This is a genomic window from Colwellia sp. C1TZA3, assembly GCF_007954265.1.
Lineage (GTDB): Bacteria > Pseudomonadota > Gammaproteobacteria > Enterobacterales > Alteromonadaceae > Cognaticolwellia.
Genome location: NZ_VOLS01000018.1, coordinates 21,599 through 46,314 on the forward strand (window position 1 = coordinate 21,599; position 24,716 = coordinate 46,314).

Here is a 24,716-nt window from a genome sequence, read left to right on the forward strand (position 1 = left end):
TCAAAATGTTCTACTATAAGGGTTTTTTGTCAGGCTGCTCTAAAGCCTTGGTCTTAGCTGAATTTTTTGGAATTTTTTCAACTATTTTAGGCGGTGAAGAGCGGCCAACACTGATATTTTTATTTTTTCGGCTCACTTGCTTAAATTGCGGATCGTCTAAATTTCCTGTGACTTCAAAATTAATTTCAGCAATCACCGAAGACGTGATCACTTCATCCAGTGCCATGCCCGCTAAAAAGGTTACTGGATTTAGTGTCGCAATCCAAGCCAATACTGGCAAACTAGAGGTTAAATTGGGTTTATATGACATCCGATAGTCAAGGTTACCATTATTCAAGTTGGTATTACCCACTATGGTTAGATCACCAGCAGTGCCGTTCATCTCGACATTGTCCGTATATGCCACACCATCTTTTACCAAAAAACTGCCTTTTAGCTCACTATAAAACATACCGTCACTAAAAATATCTCTAAAATCGAAACTAAGTTTACGCACTAATGACTGCAAACTTAGCAGCGATAAAATACGCACACCTTTGTCATCAACATCAGCCAAGTAGCCATCATCAAATGTGGTTGATAGTTCGCCATTAAGCGTTGCAGTCGCAAAGTCATGCGGACCTCCTTGCCAGTCAAGGTCATAGGTAGTTTCAACACCACTATCTTTTATAATTGACACATAACCTAACTGCGCTATTTCGCGCGCCACATTATCGGTTACCAATGTGCCGGTAACACGAGTATGTGACCCCTCATTGTCTTGTTGCCATTGGGCGTTAAATGCCACCGTGTTTTGGCCACGTTTAACAGTAAAATCTTTCAATAATAGTGTATTTTCATGCGCTCGCTCTATACTAAAATTTACCTCACCAAAGTCATACTTATCATATTGGCAACTTGCACAGGTAAGCTTTAAGGGTGGCACATTAGCAAAAATAATGGCATTACTGACGGGGTCAATCAGTGGCAATATTTGCTGTTCAACTGGCTTTATTAGTTCAGGTTCAGTAGTAGTATTGCTTTGTTGAGCTTGCTTTACTTCGCTAAACGTTGGCTCAACTTGGCGAGTTGGTGTGAGCTTTACTGATTCTGTGCTATGAGGTTTTGTAAACTCAGTAACCTGAAGCGTTTTTTTAACCTCTGCCTCACCTACTAATGTTTCATTGACCATAGTTTCATCAACAATAGTTTCATCAACAATAATTTCATTGGTTAGAGGTTCATTGATCAGAAGCTCATTGGTCAAAGTTTTATCACTGGTTAAATGGATAAAATCGGCATTAATATCTATACCTTGCTGATGCCAATCTGGATAAAATTTAGCTGAGCCTTTTAACTCTTTGGCATTGATATTGAGCAGCCAGCCATCTGGCTCTGGAATAAAGTCAAAATTGACTTGCTGAAAATTTTGCCCATAGACTCTTAAGTTGCCAACCTGAGCCTGTATTTTATCAGGGGCTGATAACAAGCCCGGCTTATTCAGCTTTACCTCTGGTGGCGCTGCTGATGAATTTAACTTGGCTGGCTCGGGCTCAATCGCCGCCAAAATATCTAACACAATAGGCTGCCATTGTTGATAATTTGCTTGAGCTACATCAGCCGTAATATGAAAGCCTGAAGTTGGTAAGCTTAATGGCGGTTTACCTAGGGCTAAATGGGCTAATGAAAAACGTGTTTGTTGATGATCCAGTAAACCATAAAAGCCTATTTTATCACCGACATCGGCTTTTATGGTACTCTTAAACTGATTACCAAAGGCATGAATATTCAGCGCAACTTGTTCGCCGCTGGTTTTATTAAAGGCTGCGGGTAAAGCTAAATCAACCTCCTTTAAGTTGGAGTGTATTTGATAATCATAGTTAAATTTATTATCACTAATATTCAGTGCTAACATACCCTGCCAGTCTATTTTACCATCGGCATATCTCACTAATTCATCAGGTAATTGTCTTTGCCATTGGCTAGTTTGCCACTGACCCAAGGTTTCAATACTGACATTATAGTGATCCGGCTGTTGTTGAGCAGCAACATTAATCGTTAGCGGCATACCGCGCCAATCTAGTTCAATACCCGAAACGGTTATTTGATCATTATAATAATCTAAACGGCCATTAACTTGGCTAAAGTCCATGCGTGGTGCTTGTAACGCTAGATGATTATTTCTAAATTCAATATGACCTTTAGCTACCACAGCTGCGGGATTATTTAATGGTAGTATTAAAGAAAAATCTCCATTAATTGGTGCTGAAACCACCGCCTGCTCTAACGTAGCGCCTACGCTGCTTTGCATTGGACTCGCGTCCATCAGTTGACTAACTAATTGTGGCTGGATTTGAGTAAAATCAGCGTCAACCGTTAACACTTGTGCACCGGTTAACTGCGCAATCGCGGCTTCAACACCGGTGACATCAATACCCGACAAGGTGCCTGCTCTACCGGTAATGAGCATACTATTGTTGGTAAAGTTTAAATTCGCAGCAAAATTCTCTATCGCTGGCCACTGTCGATCAAATTTAAATGTGCTGTTAGACAACTCAGCGTCAACAACAAAAACACCTTCATGGTCATTAAACGGAAAGCTTTTTAATGGCCCATTAAATAACACTAACGCCTGATTAATTTCACCATCAACAATAGCGCCGTTTAAGTAGTTAACCAGACCCTCACCCATTAATAAATGGGGATAAAAGTATTCAGCAAACTTGGCATTACCTTGACTCGCATTGGCCAACAGTGACATTGTTATAGCTTGATCTTTGATGCTATTTATTTTCACCTCTGCGCTTAAACTCAGCTGCGGCGAATTAAAAACAATATTTTCAAGCGAAAATTGCCAACCATCGGCTAAAAATTTTGCATTGATCAAACTCGTTAAGCGAGTGTAAGGAATAGGATATTTAAAATGTTTATCAAAATCGAGTGCGCCATCAACAGCGCTCAAGGATATTTGCAGCTGGTCATTAGCATAAACTAATGCACCGCTAACGTTATCAAGGCCAGGAATACCTTGACTGAAATGGCTATCAACATCGCTAAATGCTGCTGTTATGGCAAAATCATCAGCCGTACTGCGAAAATGAATATCTTCAATTCGGCCAACAGCGTCAAGAGCTAGCAATAGCTTTTCAAGGCCAACATCGTCAACTAATAGTGGTGATACACCAGCAAAACTGGCGAGCTCGATAGCATTAATATAACCATCAATATTTGTGCCATTAACCTTGGCCATGAGTGATATTTTATTAGTTTCAGCGCCATTACGTTTAATGGTTAATGGCGAGCTTGCGACATTAAACACCGCTTCATCGAAGGTTTTTATTTCAATATCACCCCCCATGATCTCAAATTTTTGCGCTTTACCACGATGTTGCCAAGTAATTTCATTATCACCCAGAGCGAGCTGAATAAACTCAGACTTACCCGTGTTAAGCTTTAGCCAAGCATTAAAATTAATCGCTGAGTGAGTGTCAGCATCCTTAATCGCTAAAAATCGCCCTAACCAAGGGGTAATGTCGATGTCATTAGCTTCTAGGTAGGCTTGGCCACTGAGTTGATCAAACCTTGGCCCTTGAAAGTCTAGCAATAATTTTAAATTATTAGAACTTAGGCCATCAACAATAATAGTGCCGTTAGCTCTATGGTGATTGTTTTCATTTTCCCAAAACATTTCATTAATAGTAAAGGCTCGCACCCCAGCAACAGTATGATAAAGCACATGACTGTCACGAATCGAAAAACGAGAGATTTGTTCAAGTAATATCGAAGAAAGTGAAGCAATTAAGTTTTGATTATCGGCTTCATTGGTCGAAATTTCTGCGGCGGAGTTAGCCAATGCCGCTTGTTCAAATACTAATTCTGCACCTGAGATAACAAAGTCTTGTGTAACCAGTTTTCCTGAGCGTATGCTGCGCCAAAAGTCTAATTCAACAGCCAAGCTATCAAGGTATATTTTACTGTTATCATTAGACAAAAGCTCAACTTGTTGGCTAATCAATGTTGGGCCTAACTGGCTCCAGCCCATGCTTAACGAGCCAATAGAAATATTACTGTTATAGCTATTGTTGAGATAATCTTCGACCGCTTGGCGATAATTATGGGCATAAGGTAAAAATAAGCGCAGCAGACTAATCGACACAGCAAAAACTACTAACAAAATTGCTAATAGTTTATACAAGCGTTTAAGCCATTTATTTAACACCGTGGAAACACTCATTAATATTTTACCAAGACACTTTATTCACTGAGAAGAACCAAACAATATAGACCTATGCATCTTGCACAAGCTAGGGTCTAGGCCGGGCTTTAGTTCGTTAAATTGGTTACATAAATGCCAACTAACTGATGATAATTATACCTTGAAACTGACTGGCCGATTCAAGTACATAGACACTAGGCTAGATAATAACTACATCATAACCACGTCAAATTGCTCTTGATTATACAGGGTTTCAGTCTGTACTTTAATCTGCTTACCAATGAAGACTTCAAGCTCAGCCAGGTTATGGTACTCGTCATTTTCTAATGACTCACTCACCGATGATGAGGTGTAGACAATAAACTTATCCGCGTCATAAGCGCGATTAACTCGGACAATTTCTCGGAGAATTTCAAAACACACGGTTTCAACTGTTTTCACATAACCACGACCATGGCAAACTTCACACTCACCACATAAAATATGCTCTAGGCTTTCACGCGTACGTTTACGGGTCATTTCCACCAGGCCTAATGCGGAAAAACCTGACAATGAGTATTTGACATTATCTTTAGCCATCGCCATATCTAAACTATGTAAAACACGGCGCTGATGATCTTTTAAATTCATATCAATAAAATCAACAATGATAATACCACCAAGGTTTCTTAACCTAAGCTGTCGAGCAATGGCTTGTGTTGCCTCAATATTAGTATTAAAAATAGTTTCTTCTAAATTGCGATGCCCGACAAAAGCGCCGGTATTAATATCAATGGTGGTCATGGCTTCAGTTTGATCTATGATCAAGGACCCCCCCGATTTCAACTCAATTTTGCGATGTAATGAGCGCTGTATTTCGTTTTCAACATTAAACAAATCAAAAATAGGTCGCTCACCCGGGTAGCACTCTAAAACAGGGGCTAAATTGGGTACAAATTCAGTGGTAAACTCAAGTAATTGTTCATAGGTGAGTTTTGAATCAATACGAATACGCTCGAGTGAAACACCAACAAAATCGCGCAGCACACGAAAGGCTAACGATAAATCTTGATAAATAGGGTCTTTGGTTTGTTTACGCTCTTTGCGCTCAACAACTTTTGCCCAAACGCGACGCAAAAATTCAGCATCATGTTGTAATTCTTCAATATTGGCACCTTCAGCTGCGGTGCGCACAATAAAGCCATGCTCTTTCGAACAATACGGCGTGACAATCGACTTCAAACGATTTCGCTCTGCAGGGTCGTCAATACGCTGTGATATTCCCGCGTGGCTAGCGTTAGGCATTAACACTAAATAACGTGCCGCAATGGTAATATCTGTGGTTAGTCGCGCACCTTTGGTACCCATAGGGTCTTTAACCACTTGCACGACAATGTGCTGGCCTTCATGCACCAAATTTCTAATGTCAGGTACCTGTTCACTGCTGCTGTCTTCATTTAAAATCAATTTAGAATTGATATCTGCGGCATGTAAAAAAGCCGCTTTGCCTAAGTTAATATCAACAAAAGCCGCTTGCATACCCGGTAAAACCCGAATTATTTTACCCAAATAAATATTGCCGACTAGACCACGCCGAGTTTCACGCTCAACATGAACTTCTTGTAGTGAACCATTTTCGATTAACGCTACTCGTGTTTCACTTGGCGTAACATTGATAAGTAATTCACCGCTCATATTGATTCCTATTTATGCTTGTGTCATTGACGATTCTACGCCAAATGCTGATAACAGCTCTGCTGTTTCATATAAAGGTAAGCCAACAACGGCAGAATAACTACCACGAATTTGTTTGACAAATTGTCCTGCAATTCCTTGAATACCATAGGCACCGGCTTTGTCTTGTGGCTCGCCTGTTTGCCAATAGCGTCTTATTTCTTGTTCGTTCAGTACTTTAAAGTCCACTTCAGTACTGACCACAACCACATCAATACGTTCACCTTTCACTGCAGCAATCGCCGTAATTACCTGATGAGTATGTCCCGACAACATCTTAAGTGTTGCCAGACAATCGCTAAATGATGCTGGCTTACCTAATATATGCTGGCCAAATACCACACTGGTATCAGAGCCAAGTACCACCACATCATCAGCATATTGCTTGGCAATGACACGGGCTTTTGCTAATGCCAAACGCGCGACGTATTGCTCGGGCTTTTCTGCTGCGAGTACACTTTCATCAAGGTCTGCAGGTGAACAGATAAAGTCGTAACCCAGTTGTTGAAGTAATGCTTGTCGGCGCGGCGATTGTGACGCCAAAATCAAAGTAGTAGACATGTTATGTTATTCTAAAGTTTCGTCTTATTTTACGTAGCAGTAAAAAAGCCCAGGGCCAAAGGATGATGGTGGTAAACACCGGATATAAGTAACTGGGTAAAAACACCGCGTCAGTTAAAAATCGTTGTAACCAAAAAACAATTAAGTGATATAACGCCGATAATACACCAACAATCAGGGCTTGCTGCCAAACAGAAAAATTGCGTATTTTCTGAAAATTTCCAGCAACAATATAAACGCTAATCGCCATAGCACCGGCATGCACACCTAAAGTAGAGCCCAGTAAAACATCGAGAATAAAGCCCATCACCCAAGCTGAAATAACATTAACTCGCGAGGGCAATGCCAAACACCAGTAAAATAAAACCACTAATACCCAGTCAGGACGAAAAGCATCAACGCTTAACGGTAGCGGCATAATACTGGCAAGTAGCGCAACTAGCAGGGTCGAAAACATAATTAAACGACTAGCTATACTCATTTAATCTTGGCCTTGTTAGCGGGCAATTTTTTGCTTTCATTCAGCCCTTGAAGATTACTCTGCTCTGGCCACAATAATAAGACATAACGTAAACGATCTATTTTGGCTACTGGCTGGCTTTTAATTTGAGAAAAAGCGCGTGATTCATCTTGAATAACGGCCATAACTTTTGCTACCGGATATCCTTCTGGAAACTTATTACCTAATCCTGAAGTCACTAATAAATCACCGGTACGAATATCGCTACTGTGAGGCACATAATTATGGGTTAAGCGATCAATAACCCCGCCGCCACTGGCAATCAGTCTAAGACCATTGCGTCTTATTCTCGCCGGCACCGCGTGTGTTATATCGGTGATCAACAACACCCGGCTACTCGTGGTACCCACATGCAATATCTGGCCAACAATACCGGCATCATCAATCACCGCTTGGCCTTCATAAACCCCGTCGTTAGCGCCACGGTTAATCACCACTTGATGAGTATAAGGGTCACTATCAACGCTAAGAATTTCTGCCACCATTTTTCTAGCATCGCCGCGCAATGGTGAAGCAAGTAGCGCTCTTAATCGGTTATTTTCCCGCTGCACAATATCTAATTGTAAAGCCTGCTCATGAAAGACTAACTCATTAATTTTGTATTGTTGATTGTCATCAAGAAGTTGGCGACGAGTGATAATATTTTCTGCCGCCCAATTCATCATTTGTTTTGGCGCAGTAGCTAAATACTGTAAAGGGCTGACCAGCGATTGCAGAAAGCCTCGAGCAGGCTCGAAGCTATTCATTTTATGATCAAAAAATATTAACGCTGCAGAACAAAGCAGCACCAAAACAAGTCGGTGCTGTGGGGATGGTCCATGCTTAAATATAGGATTCATAAATTAAACTTGTATAAATGCTAATTTATTTACCGCCATTGCGTTTAAATACCAAGCAAAGGTACGAAATTGACGCTAATCAATGAGTACATTCGCTGATGTAATTGGGCAAAATGGCGATAAATAATTAGTATGCTACTCGTAAGAGAATAAATCGCCACCGTGCATATCAATCATTTCAATGGCCTTGCCACCGCCACGGGCTACACAAGTCAATGGGTCATCAGCAACCACAACCGGAATACCGGTTTCTTCCATCAGTAAGCGATCAATACCTCTTAACAAGGCGCCACCGCCGGTTAAAATCATACCGCGCTCTGAAATATCAGAAGCTAATTCAGGTGGTGATTGCTCTAAAGCAACCATAATCGCACTGACAATACCGGTTAACGGCTCTTGTAGCGCTTCTAAAATTTCATTGCTGTTTAAAGTGAAACTGCGTGGCACACCTTCAGCTAAATTACGCCCACGTACTTCAATTTCAAGTACCTCGTCGCCAGGGTAGGCAGAGCCAATTTCATGTTTAATACGCTCAGCAGTTGCTTCACCAATTAAACTACCGAAGTTACGACGCACATAGTTAATAATGGCATCATCAAACTTATCACCACCAATACGCGCAGAAGAAGAATAAACCACACCATTTAGTGAAATAATACCTACTTCAGTGGTACCACCACCAATATCAACTACCATCGAACCGGTTGCTTCTGACACCGGCATACCCGCACCAATTGCTGCCGCCATCGGCTCATCAATCAAATACACTTCACGGGCGCCAGCACCTAGAGCTGATTCACGAATAGCACGTCGTTCAACTTGTGTAGAGCCGCAAGGCACACAAACTAAAACCCGTGGGCTAGGTCGTAAAAAATTATTGCTGTGCACTTGTTTAATAAAGTACTGCAACATTTTTTCAGTGACAAAAAAGTTAGCAATAACGCCATCTTTCATCGGACGAATTGCTTCAATATTTCCCGGTGTACGGCCTAACATTTGTTTGGCTGCCGTGCCGACTGCGGCGACACTTTTAGAGCCACCAGAGCGATCTTGTCGAATAGCCACAACTGAAGGCTCATTTAAAACAATACCTTGGTCTTTGACATAAATCAGGGTATTTGCGGTTCCTAAGTCAATTGATAAATCGTTAGAAAACATGCCGCGTAATTTCTTAAACATATTGTCGAAATGTCCTTTAAACATAACCTAGGCAACAAATTGCCAGAATATTATTGTACTTAATTTGCCCGCTGCAGATCAGCTGACAAATGATATTTTTTATTGTTAACACGCTATCATAGCGCAGACTATCCCGCTTGTGTTATTTCAATGACAAAATATGATGAAATATTGAGATTATTTAACTAAAAAAGATAATTCTATAAAAATTATCTCCATCGAATTAAATAAATCTCTAATGTTCGCCAACACGGCTATTAATTCGCGACTTCACGCCATGAGATAATTCGGTCATTACCACGATAAATGCCAAAGCTTAATATCGCACTTGGGTTGTCATCGTAAAAATTACCATCATTATTCGCGTCGACAGCATTCCAATTAAATTTTAGCCAACTCGGCACTTTATATTCCCATTCAAGTGACCCGCGTTGTTTTGGCTTAGAAAAAAACAACTGGCTTTGAATACCACTATAAAAAACGCCAGAGGCGCTAGCTTTGGTATCACTAACCTGTATTTCATCACTATCTATATCGATTAAACGATAATCCCAAAGGTTCATATCGCCTGAATATTTAGCCCCAGTTTTTTCATTACCAATAAGCGGCGTTAAACAACTTTCATCGGTATGAATTTTAAAGCTTTTATCATCATAAACTTCAATATTTAACTGCGCTCGTAACTTAGTGTTTTCTGAGCCAAAAGCATTTTGTAATACCATGCGAGCAAAACGAATTTGTACCCCCTCGGTAACAAATTCTTCAATCGCTGCTGCTGAGACCGCATTTGTTGAAGGATCTATGGCTAGTTTTATGCCATCTGAATCAGTGATTTGCTCAGTAACAAAGGGGATTTTTGCAGCAAAAGGCGCTAATAAACTAGTACCGTCACGGTGATAACTAAAATGGTCGTTAGTCGAAAAAGTATAAAGCCACTCACCAGCAATAAAGCCACCGCTATTATCTAGACTGGTACTTAAGCTACCGGTGTGCATAACGGCACTAATAGCAACGGGCTCATCGCCAGTACTGTTTACAACTTGTTGTATTTTATCATGTCTCGGTAAACTAATATCAACACCACTGGCTAATAACTTCATAAAACCTTCCGGCTCGCCCAAGGTATAATTTTGGGTAATGGCGTTATTAGCATTGTATGCCGTAATGGTTATTTTTGGCACCAGACTATAAGCAATAGCGCCTTTATCATCGGTGCTGCGCTGGCCGGTATAGGCCCAATCAGAAAAGCTACAAACACCTATTTGATCCGGGTAAGGGTAAGCATCAAAATTACCTTTATGCGCTTCCTTAACGCTTTGCTTAAAATAGGCTGGCGTAAAACGTCCCACCTCTATATCTTTCGCTTCAACTCGGCCATTTTTATTAGCCAAACCACCATAATGAACATCTTGCACAGCAATTTTAATTATCCCCACTTCATCATATTGAGCACCATTAAAATCCGATTGACCTTTTACGCCATCACTAAAACGGGTGAGGGTTACATCTTGAGCTTGAGGGCTCGCGGTGATCAACTGCCCTGCTGCGTAGGTAAAATTGCCATCAACTGCACCTTTTAATGAAGGTGCTACTCGCATGACTTTTAGCTGTAACCTCCCATCTGCTTGGCGATAGTTTTGCGTTAAATCGCCTACAGAGTTAAGTGCACTAATAGTAAAGTCAAAGTTTTCACCGGCTTTGTGTTTTGTTGTACTCAACGCACCATTACCATTACTATTTAATGCACCATTAAAATTTGTCGCCGTTATTTCAAAGCGCTCAGGTTTCACCCAAAAATCATTGGAGCTACCGACAAGCGTAAGGCCATTCTTGGAATAATTAGCATGTAAGCGAATTTTGCCGGCATCAAAATAGTTTGGTGTTGGTATAATAGCCATACTGTCGCGACCAAAGTTTAATATTACCTCATCAGTAAATTCTGGGTGTTTTGCGATGGTAACGCCGTTGGTTTGAAATGCTAAACCGGCGTTAAAAGCCAAGTTAGGGCTAATATTTTGTTGAGCAAGACTGACCTTTACATTACCACTGAAAAGTCCTTCACAAACACCATTTTTACTTTTAACCGCATGTAACTTTACCCTTTTACCAAACTCTTGACCTGCCGTTTGCGCGCTAATGATTTCACGATGGCTATCACCATAAAGAAACCTAAAGCCAGTATCAGAAAAAGTCATATCACAGCCAGTATCAACACCTGAGCACTGCACGCCATTGCTAGCATCAACACTGGCATTATCAATCGATAATACGATCTGCTCAGCACTAACATGTTTAAACTTAAGCCTAGTGCTACCGGTAAAAGTCGGTGAAGCTTTTATCACCTTGCCTGTGGCTGGGCTGGTAATAGTAAAGTCTACACTAACCGACTCAGTACTTTCAGTTGTGCAGTCGCTATTGGTGCAAGCTTTTATGGTGATTGGCTCAGCCGCACAAGTTAAGCCATTGCCATCATGAACGATTTCATAATGATCAATAGCCGGCTCTGTACAACTATGCCTTTGAGTATAAATTTGCTTAATTTCTCTCGCTGTTAGTGCCGCTTTAAATACAGACACTTCATCAATCTTGCCCGTAAAATGAAAACGACTACCGCTTTCCCTTGACGAGTTTGTTTCACCCCCAATACTTGCTGGCCCAGTGTCAAAACCCCAAGTACCTTTATAAGGACTACTGGTGCCACCATCACTTAGCGTTTGCACCACACCATTGATATATAGTTGACGTGTTTTAGTAACACTGTTGTGTACTGCTGTAACAAAAGTCCATGCATTAGTCGTAATAGCGGCAGTAGTGTCAACACTGACCGGATTAACTCCACGCGAAAAAAAACGTAGTTTGCCATTACCTGGGTCACCTAAACTAAAGCCAAAGCCTTGTTGGTTATTTTCATCATCAATAAATATTCTTGAACCCCTGTTTACATTACTTGGGTTAATCCAAGCCGTTATTGTAAAACTGTCTTTTAGGTTTTCAAATGAACTTGGCAGCTCTATATAGTCATCAATACCGTCAAATGTGCCATAACCACAAGTACCTGGATTACCGGTTAACGCTGGTGACTCCTTACTGGTAGTTGCACCGTCAACCGCTTGTGCACTAAAGTTACCCGTTTCATCTATCACTTCACCGGCAACACCGACATAGTCTGTTTCGTCAAATTTAAAATTTGCAATGGCATTAGCCCGACCTGATGCGGTAACGGTTACTTGTACATAGTCTGTATAAAGAATACTGCCTTTGTTTTTATTTTTATCTTTGCCTTTGTCTTTGTCTTTGCCTTTGTCTTTGTCTTTGCCTTTGTCTTTGTCTTTGCCTTTGTCTTTGTCTTTGTCTTTGCCTTTGTCTTTGTCTTTGTCTTTGCCTTTGTCTTTGTCTTTGTCTTTGCCTTTGTCTTTGTCTTTGCCTTTGTCTTTGTCTTTGTCTTTGCCTTTGTCTTTTTTAGCTTGTGCAACGGCATATAGAATAATGGTATTTTCTTTTTCGTCACCAATATAGTCAGCAATATCACTTGTAACCGAATACTTAAGATCAATATCACTACTAGATTTTCCTGAATTTACTGCTTCGTAGCCTCCATCACGGAAGTTCCAAATATATAAAATAACGCCACTCTTTGGTTTTTTGTTATTATTTCGCCCATAACCATTCCACAATATATCTAGTTTAGTAACACTAGATTTTTCCTGATCTATAAAAATAACAGCACGCATTGATGGGAAGTTTGTTTTTTTAGTTGCCTTACTCTCTAGGTAAGTACGGTCATCAGACTCTAAAGCGGAATACTCGTCATCGGTAATTGCCGTTAATGGGATGTTAAAATTATCTGGTACTTGTGTCGCTGATTCGCCCTTAAATGCAAAAATATCAATACCCGGTGAACGGGTATTGTAGTTATAAACAGTCTTTTCAAAGGCACTTGACGAAAATGACAACAAACAAACAAACAATAAAACAACATACTTCATGCACTTAATCCCTTAAATATCCAAAGCAGCTGATCTTAAAGTTGAACCAAACTTAAGCTTTGAAAATTATATTTTGACCAATAATTGAGTCAGGTGAGACTTTTGTCTCATCTCTCAAAGAACCACAAATACAAAGAGCCCTATGTGCAAAATTCGCACCTGGCTCATTATATCAACACTTTATTATCATTTTTGTAACAAAAAAGGGAGAAAGGAGGTGTTTTTTATCATTTTTATAACAATAAGGCAAGCATAACTGTTTTCACTTTAGCTGTCTGATATCAGCCTATTCCTTTAAGCCACTTGTTTGGCATCGCATAGTTTGCTAGTAATAAACTTGCCAGCAAAAAATTTGCTAGTAATAAACTTGCTAGTAAAAAACTTGCTAGTAAAAAATTTGCCAGTAAAAAGCTTGCCAATAACCGCCTTGCCATTTGAATTATTTTCCCTTAATCAGGCTGACACCACTTTTTTTTAAGTAGATGCGGTTGGTAAACTTATACCAGTTCCATTAAGTTTGTGATCTTGTTGTGCGCAGGAAAAATAACTCAAGGTAAGGCGCTCGATTGAGCAATAGCTGGCTATTGGGAGTGAGAGCAACACAGCCTTGAGCTATTTTAACTAGTACAAGTGAGCAATAACTTAATGGGATTGGTATTAATGCCAGATGGACTGTTAAAGTTAAAAGTATCTATGTCAGTAAAATTAGCATGCCAGTAAGCCGCTACTTGAATTACTAGACCATTTTTATACTGAAAATCAGCCAAGGTTAAGGGAGAAAATAATGCACTTAAATACATTGGGTCATTTTGAAACATCAATCAAACGACAATAACTACATATAAAATTAAAAGTCAGATAAATTTTAAAATGGCTATAGTGTCGGTGGATTTAACTTGGTAGCTACCATGGCTAGATTGGACATGAAATATTGGTGATGTGAGTAACTAAAGTTGTGGGTAATTAAAGATGGGTAACTAAAGATAGGTAACTAAAGCGGTGGACAGCTAAAGAGCTGAGTAACTAAAATAACCTTAAGCTCAGCGCTTAAACCGTTTTGATTAAATCAGAGTAAACTACGCGCATCAACAGCGAGTTTTCTAGAGGTTTTTTCACCATTAATATCACAGCTGCCGGTAGCAGTGATGGTGTAATAACGTATATCCTCTGGTTTAAAGGCAGCGCAGCTGACACTAACTTGGCACTGTGCTAAGCCCTGCGTATTGTTGAAAGTAGGGGTGAGAGCATCAATGTTAGTTTGATCTTCACAGACCGTGGCTGCTGCATTTAATGGAAAAACCTCAGCTAACTGCCACTGCAAACCACTGAGCGCAGCGGTATAAGCCCTGGTGCCTAATACTTCATAGGCAACACTTTCTTGGCTTGAATCTAACATTTTCACTAAAGCGGCGCCGAGTACTGACAAAACAATAATCACAAAAATAGCGATCACCAATGCACTACCCGCTTGCTGCTTTGGGTATTGGCGCTTTAGCAATCTACCAGATAATTTGTCAGATAACTCATCAGGTAATTTATTAGATAATTTATTAGATAATTTATCAGGCATGGTAGCAGGTAAGTTAGTGGTCACCAATCCTTGCTTATGGAACATTTGGCACCTGTATCTCATTATTAAAAACAATTTCTTCTAAGTTAAGAGCAAACTTCAGCCTTATGAGTGCTAAACTATTTCTTTGTAAGGTCGCTGGACTGGTTTGAAACGGAACAATGTCAGATGAGTAATTATCGACATACTCCGCCATCAACACTTTTTGGGTATCATCCGTGCCAACTGGCATTCCATCATTATTGTAGCTGTCAGTCTCGCCAAAACCATAACCTTGGTAACGGTAAATGGCTTGACCTTCAACACAATAACTTACTGGGGACTGGATAAAATACAAGCGTTCGGTCGGTGATTCCGCTTTAAATAATACCTCAGGAGAGAAATTGATTGTTGATAGCTTCGGCTGCTCACTGGCTTTTACTACGGAAACAAAGGCTTCAATGACACCAGATGCTTTATTATAAATATCATTACTATTTAAGGCATAAACAGCAACATATTGCGTGGTTGATGATAACACGCTGTCCAACATAATCACCTCAACGCTATCTCTTGCCGCCTCTGGTGCTACGGGTATATCAAGATAAATAACACTTTTATCGATGGGCACAAACTCTAGGCATTGATTATTTACCCCAATAGTACGAATACTATTGGGTAATGCGTTCCTAACTTCACGATTAAGCCGCTCTACCACAAACCTCGCGGTAGCAAGTAACGCATCTCGGTCGGCCGCATCGGTATAACTTTGTGTGCCAAAACGTAGGAAAGAGCTAATACCGGTCGCCAAGACACCTAATATAACAATAACGGTGACTAACTCAACTAAAGTAAAGCCTTGTTGATTTTTAGGCTGATGCTTAGGATGATTTTTAAGTTTGTGTTTAAGCTTGTGTTTGAGAGAAGCACGCATTAAAAATTCACCCGGTAGACAGCAAAAACAAAATCGAAACCTTGTGGTGTGGTTACTGTTACTGTAATAAGCTTAGCGGTAAAATTATTATCTATATTGGCATCGTAATCGCCACTGTAATCACTATCGTTGCTCACCTGAACTTTAATTTGATAACCGATATAGAGCTGTTCTATAGCATCACTGCTGCCCAACGAACTGCCAATGACGGATAAGTTATGATAGTCATCAACATCGTCAAATTTTGCCCTTTCATCGTTTCCGTCATCATCTTTTTCGTCAATGTCTGGACCTAAATTTTCAGTCAATGTGCATGTTTCACCGTCGTCTGCTTTAACTTCGCCATCATTATTACTATCTTCGCCACAGCGATAAAGACCACCCGACATGTCAGAATTTTCATCAAAGGCTTTAGCCAAAATCTCATTGATCATTGACTGGCCCAGTTCTGCGGCTTTAATTTGATGCACTTGCTTAGCACTTTGATTAGCTAACGGGTAAATTAAGCTGGTAAAGATTGAAAAGGCAATTGATAACACTACTATGCCGACAATGATTTCAATCAAGGTAAAGCCTTGCTGACCGACGCTTGTGGGCAAGGTAAATTTGGCAGATTTATGTTGCTTAAAGCGCATGAATATAACCTTCAGCTTCTATTTGCACGCTGAGGCTTTGCTCGCCGTTAATAGTGATTATACAAGGAGCAGCACAAGACGGACGCCCCATACTGTCAAATGAGAAGTAATCATCCGTCATATTGGAGGTAGAAAAAGTGATATTGTCTTGGTTATTCACCTTCACTCTTGTAACACTATCGACCCATGGTTCACCAAAGTTGGGGGAAACTGCACATTCATCATCATCCGGTGTGCCTAACTTGGTAGCAGTCACCAATACGCGATGGCAATAACTGCTTTGGGTTTGTTGCATGGCCTTGGTTTGAATTAAACGCAATTTCGCTATTACATCGCTGCGATAGCCATATTCTGAAAAGCCCTTAGCGGTAAAAAATTTAGGCGCTACTGTCACTGAGAGGATGCCTAGGATTATAATCACGATAATTAGTTCAATCAAAGTGAAGCCCTGAGGTAATGTTAAGGTTTTATTTGTTGCTCTGCTGAAGTTATTCAAGTCTTTTACATTATCCATTTATATGTAGCTAAACTGAACCAAACTCATCTTGGCCAAGCCAAACTAAGCCAAACTAAACACACTCGTTTAAGATAAAAGACGGTGCGCTGCCTGCCGCTGTTGGCTTAGCATAATAAACAAGACAAGCATCGGTTATATTCGATGGCCGCGTAGCATCCGCTAGATAGATGGTGACTGTACCCGCTAATAACAGATACTTAAAATTGGCTGCATCAAGGCCAATTAATCGTTGCCATTCGACAATGTCGGCCTTAGGGTAACCATAAGTAATCGCTAATTCACCATCAGTATGGGTAATCGTGCCATCTGCGATGTTTTGATTACCTTTCACTAGCGATTTGCTATATACCCTAGCGGCAGCACCTTGCATTGCTGCCATAACGCCCTGCAATGTCGCTGTTTGGGCATCGGCGTTTAAATTAATAAATTTAGGCGCGGCAGTAGCAGCTAAAATGCCGAGAATAACAATCACCACGACTAACTCGATTAAGGTGAATCCTTTAAAATACATACCAGATTCCTTTACTGCTCTTTATTAAATAACTCAAGCTTTTAATAACTGAAGGCGCCAAAGCCAATAAAACTCTCACAATAAATGCATGACTATTAACTACACTAGCCTAATTAGTCTTAAAATATATGACCTTTGCAATGCTAATTCAAATTGGATTGACATATACCGACAAGCTGTTGATGTTTTCTTAACTTCTTAGCTAGTTTATACATACTGAGTGTCTATTTCATTCAAAACAATATTTTATGTTCAATCAATAGACTTACAGTCATTTACTGACAACCAAAACCTATTTATTTCTTACCTAACTAAATAATTACATTATTATTAAGATTATTAGTAGCCTAGGATACAAAAGAAGAGAGCCTAACTCTCTTCTTTAAAATTTACTTTGCTTTCTTAGTGACTATAAACATTCAACTACTTGAATATTTGGCATAGCACCTGCAGCAGTCGATTCTGTATAAAAAGTAAAACAATTATTAGCATCGGTTGCGGTGTACGGGCTAGCAGGGATAGCTGTAGGAGCGGTCTTACCGGTAGGATAAACAACAAATGAATCGCCAATCTTATCCGTTGTAAAGTTGTCAGCAACTTCTATTAAAGTAGTCCAATCACCTAGTCCAGTCGCATCTGAATAATCACCTAACGGGTAACCAAAATTAATATCTAAAACGACACTATTCACCATTACATTGTTAGTAGTAGCTGAAGCGGTATCCTGATTACCTTTTATTAACGATTTACTATTCACCAATGCAGCAGCTGTTTGCATTGACGCTTTAACCGCTTGTAATGTTGCAGTTTTAGCATCGTCTTGTAAGTTAATAAACTTAGGTGCCGCCGTAGCCGCTAAAATACCCAAAATAACAATAACTACCACTAACTCAATTAGAGTAAAACCTTTTTGCTGACTAAAACTATTATTTGTTAACTGCTTCATAACATAAACCTTTATTGTTAATAATTAATGACTGTTGATTAATTATTGTTGATATAAACAACGACTGAACTGTCCGCTGGTTGGTAAGTAAAACTGTTGCCCGTGCTGGTTAAAGCATTAGGGTCAGCAAAGTCATTATTCTCATCTTTATTTAAGGTTTCTTTTAAATAAAAATGGCATAAAGTTGTCGCACCCGTACCCGACTTAGCGGCTAGGTAAGCTATTCTACTGTCACTATTTAATGTGGCAATCGTGTCAGTTAACCGTGGCGGTTGTTGAAAAACATTTTGCCATATATCAACACAGTTTGCCGCGGTAAAGTCATCTAATGCGGCGCCATTGTTTTGACCTGCAACTGACGACACCACGTAACCTGGACGAATACTGCTCGCTTCGGTGGTTAAAATTAATTCTGTGCCATCATATTCAACCATGTTTTGGCTACTTGTATCTTGTGGACGGCCTTCAGCTTCCCATTGAGCACGCACCAATGACACTGCGGTAGCGAAACCGCCGGCCATGCCTTCAATATTGGCTTGCTTAGCTTGATCAGTTAAGTCAAGAAACTTAGGAATTGCCGTCACCGCCAAAAAACCTAGAATCACCACCACAATAACTAATTCTATAAGGGTAAAACCTGACTGCTTATTCATAACCACCTCTTAACGGTTTATTGACGTTTTCTGAACGCTTTCTTGACGTTTTGTGAAAGCTTTCTTAAAGCTTTCACAAAGATAATGTTGGCTTGACTATCTTGACGACTGTAATTTTATTTTAACAACTAAATGTCAACAATGTAACTGACTTATTGACACTATGAGCTAAATATTTAAAAAAAACTATAAAAACGCTATATAAATAGGCCTTTAATATATGTTTAATGTGTTTTCAACATACATTCTAACCTATCTGGCATGCATTCTAACCTATCTGACATGCATTCTAGCCCATATAACATCCATTTTAAGCTATATTACATACTCACACTTATTATACACTTACTATACACTTACTATACATACGATATATGCACTTAATGTGCCAACTTTATTTCACTAACTTTGCCATTATGGCGTTGATAAGTGAAATACTCACCGCTGGGTAAACTATATTGGCAATAGGGTCGCACTTGCTTCTGCTGTTTAACCAACACGGCGCCGATAGGGTCTTTCATATACAGCAACGGGGCTTCCATCACATAGTGCCAAATTATTTGGCACGACAAAGATTTATTATCACTATCGACCCAGCCTGACTTATTGACCGGCACTTGCAATATACGACCACCGTCAGCTTGAATTTGGTGACTGGCCACGCTAACAAAGCGCGGGTTTAAGTCCATAAACCATTGGCCGCGAATACCATTGACTCGCGCGGAAAAAACTTGCGCTATTGAGGCAAACCCTGCCTGGCTTATTTGTCCTTGCTGCTTTAAAAAGTAAAAAATAAAACTCGCCATTAATGACCCTACAAGGATTACCACCAGCAAAATTTCGGTTAATGACTTTTCACTTTTTTCCGCCACTTGTAATGATGTCATGATATTTTCATCCTAATAACACCCAAACTTACTTGCCTTGAAAGGCTGACATCATATTCCACATTGGGCTAAATATACCCAAGGCTAGTATTAACACCATGCCAGCGACTATGGCGATTAGAATAGGCTCAATACGTGCGGTTAAGGTACTTAGCTCATAATCAACCTCGCGCTCGTAGTAGTCGCCCACTTCGGCTAACAATTCGTCAACCCGACCGGTTTCTTCACCAACCGCAATCATTTGTAGTACCAGCGGGGTAAATAACGCACTGGTCGATGATGAACGTAACAAACTTTCGCCACTTTCAATACTGCTACGCATCGCCAGAATTTTGTCGCGCATATAAGTATTGTCAACCGCGTCAGCCACTAAGGTTAAGCCGGTGGTCATAGGCACACCCGCACGTAAAATAATAGAGAAGCTGTGGGCAAAGCGTGACAATATTGAGCGTTCAATAACGCTACCGACAATCGGCAGTTTTAACTTGCGTTTATCCCAGACATACATGCCAGCCGGTGTGGCTAAATAACGTTTTAGTGAAAAAGTGCCTGCAATACTGGCGATTAACATATGTGGCCAATAATTGAGAAAAAAGTTTGAACTAGCAATCAGCATTTTTGTTGTCACAGGTAAATCAGCGCCTAGTTTACTGAACATATTGGCAAAGGTCGGGATAACAAAAATATTTAAAATAACTAAAGCAGCCACCAAGGCAATTAAAACAAAGCTCGGGTAGCGCAAGGCGGTTTTAATGCGTTTTCGGGTTTCTTGCTCGCGCTCAAAATAACCGGCAAGCTTTAAAAAGGCATCATCAAGGTTACCGGTGTTTTCACCGACATGCACCAGTGAGACAAATAACGGGTTAAATATTTTTGGGTGTTTGTGCAAGCTAGTCGACAGGGGAAAACCGCCTTCTAGCTGTGTTGAAATATCAATTAACGCTGACTTTAATTTTACTGAGCTACTCGATTCTGCCATACCTTTAATGGCTCTTAAAATAGGTACGCCTGATCTGACTAAGGCATACATTTGTCGACAAAAAACAATAACGTCATCAAGGGTTACTTGATTAAGGCCTAATAAGTCCTCGATATCAATCTCTTTAGTGGCAACGCTGGTATTAGCGTGTTTTGCACTTTCTATTGATATCGGGATAATACGTTTGCGGGACAATTGCTCGGCCACCATGGCAGAGTTGGCCGCTTCAATAACCCCCTTTACTTGGCTACCGTTGGCATCTCGGCCAATATAATTAAATGCGGGCATAATATTATGACTTATCCTGTAACATCAACGGTTTCTACTAAACGTAGTACTTCTTCAACACTAGTAACACCAAGTTTAGCGTAATCGAATGTGGCTAATGCTAGCGGCCTAAAACCTGGATGTTCTTTTGCGGCTAAGGTGAAGGCTTCGGTGTCGTTACGCTTTAAAGCCGCCATCATCGGCTCGTTCATTTCTAATAACTCAAAAACACCAATACGGCCTTTATAACCGGTATATTGGCAGGTTTGACAACCTCGACCATGGCTGAACTCAAGGGCTTTAATATCTTCGGCAACCAGATGAGACAGCCACATTATTTCTTGCGGCTCGGGTTGATAAGCCTGTCGGCAACTTTCACACACTTTGCGCACTAAGCGCTGAGCAATAATAGCGCGCAGCGAACTGCCGACTAAAAAGCCTGCTGCGCCCATATCTAAAAGACGCAAAGCACTGGTAATAGCATCGTTGGTATGTAGTGTTGATAACACTAAGTGACCCGTTAATGCACCTCGCAAGCCAATTTCTACCGTTTCTTGGTCGCGCATCTCACCCACCATAAGAATGTCAGGGTCTTGTCGTAAGGCAGTACGTAACACAGTAGAAAAGGTAAGATTAATTTTACTGTTAACTTGTACCTGATTAACCCGCGGTAAGCGATATTCTACCGGGTCTTCTACTGTGATAATTTTTTTGCTGGCTTTATTGAGTTCACTTAATGCTGCATACAAGGTGGTGGTTTTACCACTACCGGTTGGGCCGGTGACAAGTACCATACCGTGTGGTCGTGAAATTTGATGACGAATGCGTTTAACAAAGTCTTCTGGCATACCGGTTTCGTCAAGCGACAACAAGCCCGCTGACTGATCAAGCAAACGCATAACTACAGATTCACCATATTGCACTGGCATAGTTGACATACGAACATCGATATTATGACCCTTAATTTTTAAATTAAAGCGACCATCTTGCGGTAAGCGTTTTTCTGAAATGTCTAAGCCGGCCATCAGTTTTAAGCGTAAAACCATGGCTGAGGCAATTTTATTCTCTTTTAAGATGTTTTCTTGCAGCACGCCATCAATACGCTGACGAATACGCAGGGCGTTTTCATCTGGTTCAATATGAACATCAGAGGCGCGCATTTGCACGGCATCTTCAAACACTGACTGTAATAATTTACCGACCGTTGCATCGCCACCTTCGGCAAGGAAGTCATTTGAAATATCAAAGTTATTACTTTGATCATATTCTTCCTCTAATTGGCTAGCAAACGATTCTATATCTGCGGTGCGTCGATATAAACCGTCAAAGGCATTAAAGAGTTGCGACTCCATCACTACAGCAATTTTTAAGCGTTTTGGTGCTAACATTTGCTCTAGTTGATCAAGAGCACTTAAATCAGCAGGATCGCTCATGCCAATTAGCACAGCGTCACCTTGGTCTTCAATAACAATAGCGCGTAAACGTCGTGCATGCACCTCGGGTAATAATATCGCTACTTCGGGCGCAATTCTGCGTTGGCTGATATCTAAAAAAGGTACATCGAGTTGTTGGGCAAAAAACTCTAGTAGTTTTCGTTCATTAATGTGGCCTAACTCAATTAAAGCAGCCCCGAGTTTTCGGCCACTGGTTTTTTGGCTGCTTAGCGCCTCCATCAGTTGCTCATTACTGATAATATTTTCGTAAACAAGTAAATCGCCCAAACGCATTTTTAATTTAGGTGCTGCCATATTATTCTCCTAACTCTATCAGGCGTTGTCGAGCAAATTGCATCGCACTGGTAGATAAATTATTGCGTGTTATTGCTTGCTTATAGGCGTCTCGTGCTGGCACAAAATTGCCCAAACTGTCCAATGAAACTGCAACGCCTAACCACCATCGACCAACATCAGGCTCTAATGTTATTAATTTTCGGTAAGCGGTAATAGCGCTGTTGTGCTCATTAAGTTCTGCTGACGCATTAGCTAATAGTATTTGTATTTCAGTACTATTACTGGCTTTTATTGGCCGTAATACATTGTATGCCTGCCTCGGCTGACCTTGTTCGTAGTAAATTCTAGCACTCATTAAACGCATTGCTTCTGCTTGCGGTGCTAATGCAATACCTTGTGACAACAGATTAACCGCATCTCGAAAATATTTTTTACCATACCATAACGCGGCAAGCTGTTTTCGTGCCGTTTCATGTTCAGGTATCACCAGTAAAACCTCCTCAAATAACGCTTCAGCTTTAGCAAGATTATTGCGTTCCATGGCTTGTTCAGCTTCAGATATTTTATTTACTGCCAAGGCTTGTGGTGATAATTGTGTCCGGGAAATAGTTAAACTTGGCTTAGCTTGGGGCGTTTCATTCGCTGACTCTGCTGCTAGTTTAGCTTTAGGTTCAGGTTCTAATTTAGGCTCAGGTTCAAGTTCTAGTTCTAGTTCTAGTTTAGTTTTAGCGATATTGTCGACCACTTGTTGCTCTGCAGTATTAACAAGCGCTGCGCTTTTTTCTGTCACTGTTGCGACTACGCTACTGACTTTGCTCTCATTTTTTTGCTGTAGATTACTCGCCAAGGCGCTGTTATTTTGAGCTTTAGCGTTAGAACTTGGCAATCTTGATGCAACAATGGCGCTTGCTGCTTTTGTTGCTGCTAACTTCGCAGCAGATATTTTATTTACTTTGCTAGCGGCCAAATTTTGTTCTGTGGTCAGCCTTATGGATTCTTGCTGTACTTGCATTCTTAATTGCTGATTTTCATTGTAAAGCTGCCAGGCAAATATGCCCGCCACATTCAATATAACGATGATAGTGACGATAACTAGTACTAACTTAGTGCTTGAATTTTTTGTCGGCGCAGAAACAGCAAGATTAGTGGCATTTTGGTGCTCAGTTTGACGCTTGTCTAAATCTTTTAACATTTGGTTAATAACACTCATAACAAGGTCGCCCAAATATCCCACGAAAAGTACACACCAGCTAAAACGGTAACAATGAACAAGCTAATGAGATAAAATTTTCGTGATGTTTTATCTTGCATACCTTCAGTATCTTCTATGGCTCGGCTTAAATGTTTATTGGTTAGTTGATAGCGACCTTCACCATAAGCGAGCATCAACATTTTATGACAAATAATATTAATCAGCCTTGGAATGCCACCACTGACTTTAGCCACTTTTTTTGCCAAAGCCCGACTAAATAAATGTGCGCCGTTATGGCCCGCCACTTGTAATCGGTGTTGAATATAATGCTCGACCTCAAGCGTGTTCAACGGGCGCAATTTATAAGAAAATGTAATACGTTGTTTCAATTGTCGAAAGGCCTTTTCAGCCAATCGTTCATCTAACTCTGGCTGGGCAAATAACACCACTTGTAATAATTTGCGGGTTTCGGTTTCAATATTGGTAAATAAGCGTAATGCCTCAAGACTCTCGCTAGGTAGCGCCTGCGCTTCATCGAGAATCAGCACTACGGAATGACCTTGGCTGTTTAGCTCTAATAGTCGTTGCTGAATACGTTGAGTTAACAGCTGCACCGACATACTTTGCGCCTGTTGCACATCTAACTCAACCGCTACCGCACGGCGTAATTCATCAGGTTCTAAATAGGGATTGGGAATATAAGCGGTAACAAAATGATCGGGTATTTCATTTAACAATTTACGGCATATTAAGGTTTTGCCTGTGCCGACTTCACCGACCACTTTAATAAAACCTTCACCAGTTTTTAGCGCAGTAAACAGTACGGCTAGCGCCTCGTTGTGAGACTCTAAGCCCAAATAAAAATTAGTATTCGGGGTCAGGGTAAAGGGTAATTCCCTTAAGCCAAAATGATAAAAATACAT

General features: G+C 40.5%; 19 protein-coding genes. All 19 read right to left on the bottom strand.

Translation table 11 applies throughout. From position 1 onward, the window contains the following. Window positions 1–13 precede the first annotated feature (13 nt). Complete coding sequence (locus tag ESZ39_RS07395) at window positions 14–4,213, bottom strand: YhdP family protein (RefSeq protein WP_146879273.1); 4,200 nt, start codon at window positions 4,211–4,213, stop codon at window positions 14–16. Window positions 4,214–4,405: 192 nt separating this feature from the next. Continuing rightward, window positions 4,406–5,869 (bottom strand): ribonuclease G, encoded by a 1,464-nt coding sequence (rng, locus tag ESZ39_RS07400; RefSeq protein WP_146879274.1) that lies wholly within the window; start codon window positions 5,867–5,869, stop codon window positions 4,406–4,408. Window positions 5,870–5,881: 12 nt separating this feature from the next. Next, window positions 5,882–6,469: a Maf family protein gene (locus ESZ39_RS07405; RefSeq protein WP_146879275.1), complete on the bottom strand. Its 588-nt coding sequence runs from the start codon at window positions 6,467–6,469 to the stop codon at window positions 5,882–5,884. Between the two features lies 1 nt (window position 6,470). Then, window positions 6,471–6,950: a rod shape-determining protein MreD gene (gene mreD, locus ESZ39_RS07410; RefSeq protein ID WP_146879276.1), complete on the bottom strand. Its 480-nt coding sequence runs from the start codon at window positions 6,948–6,950 to the stop codon at window positions 6,471–6,473. Next, window positions 6,947–7,828, bottom strand: coding sequence for a rod shape-determining protein MreC (gene mreC, locus ESZ39_RS07415; RefSeq protein WP_146879277.1), 882 nt, complete (start codon window positions 7,826–7,828; stop codon window positions 6,947–6,949). Before mreC ends, mreD begins: the two co-directional genes overlap by 4 nt. 135 nt (window positions 7,829–7,963) lie before the next feature. Beyond that, on the bottom strand, window positions 7,964–9,007 hold the full coding sequence (locus ESZ39_RS07420) for a rod shape-determining protein (protein ID WP_146879278.1): 1,044 nt from the start codon (window positions 9,005–9,007) through the stop codon (window positions 7,964–7,966). 257 nt (window positions 9,008–9,264) lie between these two features. Then, entirely contained in the window at window positions 9,265–12,993 is a 3,729-nt protein-coding gene (locus ESZ39_RS07425) for a LamG domain-containing protein (RefSeq protein ID WP_146879279.1), read from the bottom strand. Window positions 12,994–14,059: 1,066 nt separating this feature from the next. Then, window positions 14,060–14,608 carry a pilus assembly PilX N-terminal domain-containing protein gene (locus ESZ39_RS07430; protein WP_146879280.1) on the bottom strand — a complete coding sequence of 183 codons (549 nt, stop codon included), beginning with the start codon at window positions 14,606–14,608 and terminating at the stop codon, window positions 14,060–14,062. Then, window positions 14,598–15,476, bottom strand: a complete 879-nt coding sequence (locus tag ESZ39_RS07435; RefSeq protein ID WP_146879281.1) for a PilW family protein — start codon at window positions 15,474–15,476, stop codon at window positions 14,598–14,600. The genes ESZ39_RS07430 and ESZ39_RS07435 overlap by 11 nt, the downstream gene beginning before the upstream one ends. After that, window positions 15,476–16,111: a prepilin-type N-terminal cleavage/methylation domain-containing protein gene (locus ESZ39_RS07440; protein ID WP_146879282.1), complete on the bottom strand. Its 636-nt coding sequence runs from the start codon at window positions 16,109–16,111 to the stop codon at window positions 15,476–15,478. The genes ESZ39_RS07435 and ESZ39_RS07440 overlap by 1 nt, the downstream gene beginning before the upstream one ends. After that, window positions 16,101–16,625 (bottom strand): prepilin-type N-terminal cleavage/methylation domain-containing protein, encoded by a 525-nt coding sequence (locus ESZ39_RS07445; RefSeq protein WP_146879283.1) that lies wholly within the window; start codon window positions 16,623–16,625, stop codon window positions 16,101–16,103. Before ESZ39_RS07445 ends, ESZ39_RS07440 begins: the two co-directional genes overlap by 11 nt. 55 nt (window positions 16,626–16,680) lie before the next feature. After that, entirely contained in the window at window positions 16,681–17,139 is a 459-nt protein-coding gene (locus ESZ39_RS18305; protein WP_146879284.1) for a type II secretion system protein, read from the bottom strand. Between the two features lie 409 nt (window positions 17,140–17,548). Continuing rightward, window positions 17,549–18,085 carry a type II secretion system protein gene (locus ESZ39_RS18310; RefSeq protein ID WP_146879285.1) on the bottom strand — a complete coding sequence of 179 codons (537 nt, stop codon included), beginning with the start codon at window positions 18,083–18,085 and terminating at the stop codon, window positions 17,549–17,551. 38 nt (window positions 18,086–18,123) lie between these two features. Further along, window positions 18,124–18,738: a type II secretion system protein gene (locus ESZ39_RS18315; protein ID WP_146879286.1), complete on the bottom strand. Its 615-nt coding sequence runs from the start codon at window positions 18,736–18,738 to the stop codon at window positions 18,124–18,126. Between the two features lie 380 nt (window positions 18,739–19,118). Further along, window positions 19,119–19,625 carry a hypothetical protein gene (locus tag ESZ39_RS07465; protein WP_146879287.1) on the bottom strand — a complete coding sequence of 169 codons (507 nt, stop codon included), beginning with the start codon at window positions 19,623–19,625 and terminating at the stop codon, window positions 19,119–19,121. A gap of 28 nt (window positions 19,626–19,653) precedes the next feature. Continuing rightward, window positions 19,654–20,892, bottom strand: coding sequence for a type II secretion system F family protein (locus ESZ39_RS07470; RefSeq protein WP_146879288.1), 1,239 nt, complete (start codon window positions 20,890–20,892; stop codon window positions 19,654–19,656). A gap of 11 nt (window positions 20,893–20,903) precedes the next feature. Further along, entirely contained in the window at window positions 20,904–22,619 is a 1,716-nt protein-coding gene (locus ESZ39_RS07475) for a GspE/PulE family protein (RefSeq protein WP_146879289.1), read from the bottom strand. 1 nt (window position 22,620) lies between these two features. Beyond that, on the bottom strand, window positions 22,621–23,811 hold the full coding sequence (locus ESZ39_RS07480) for a tetratricopeptide repeat protein (RefSeq protein ID WP_146879290.1): 1,191 nt from the start codon (window positions 23,809–23,811) through the stop codon (window positions 22,621–22,623). Then, window positions 23,808–24,716, bottom strand: a complete 909-nt coding sequence (locus ESZ39_RS07485; RefSeq protein ID WP_146879291.1) for an ExeA family protein — start codon at window positions 24,714–24,716, stop codon at window positions 23,808–23,810. Before ESZ39_RS07485 ends, ESZ39_RS07480 begins: the two co-directional genes overlap by 4 nt.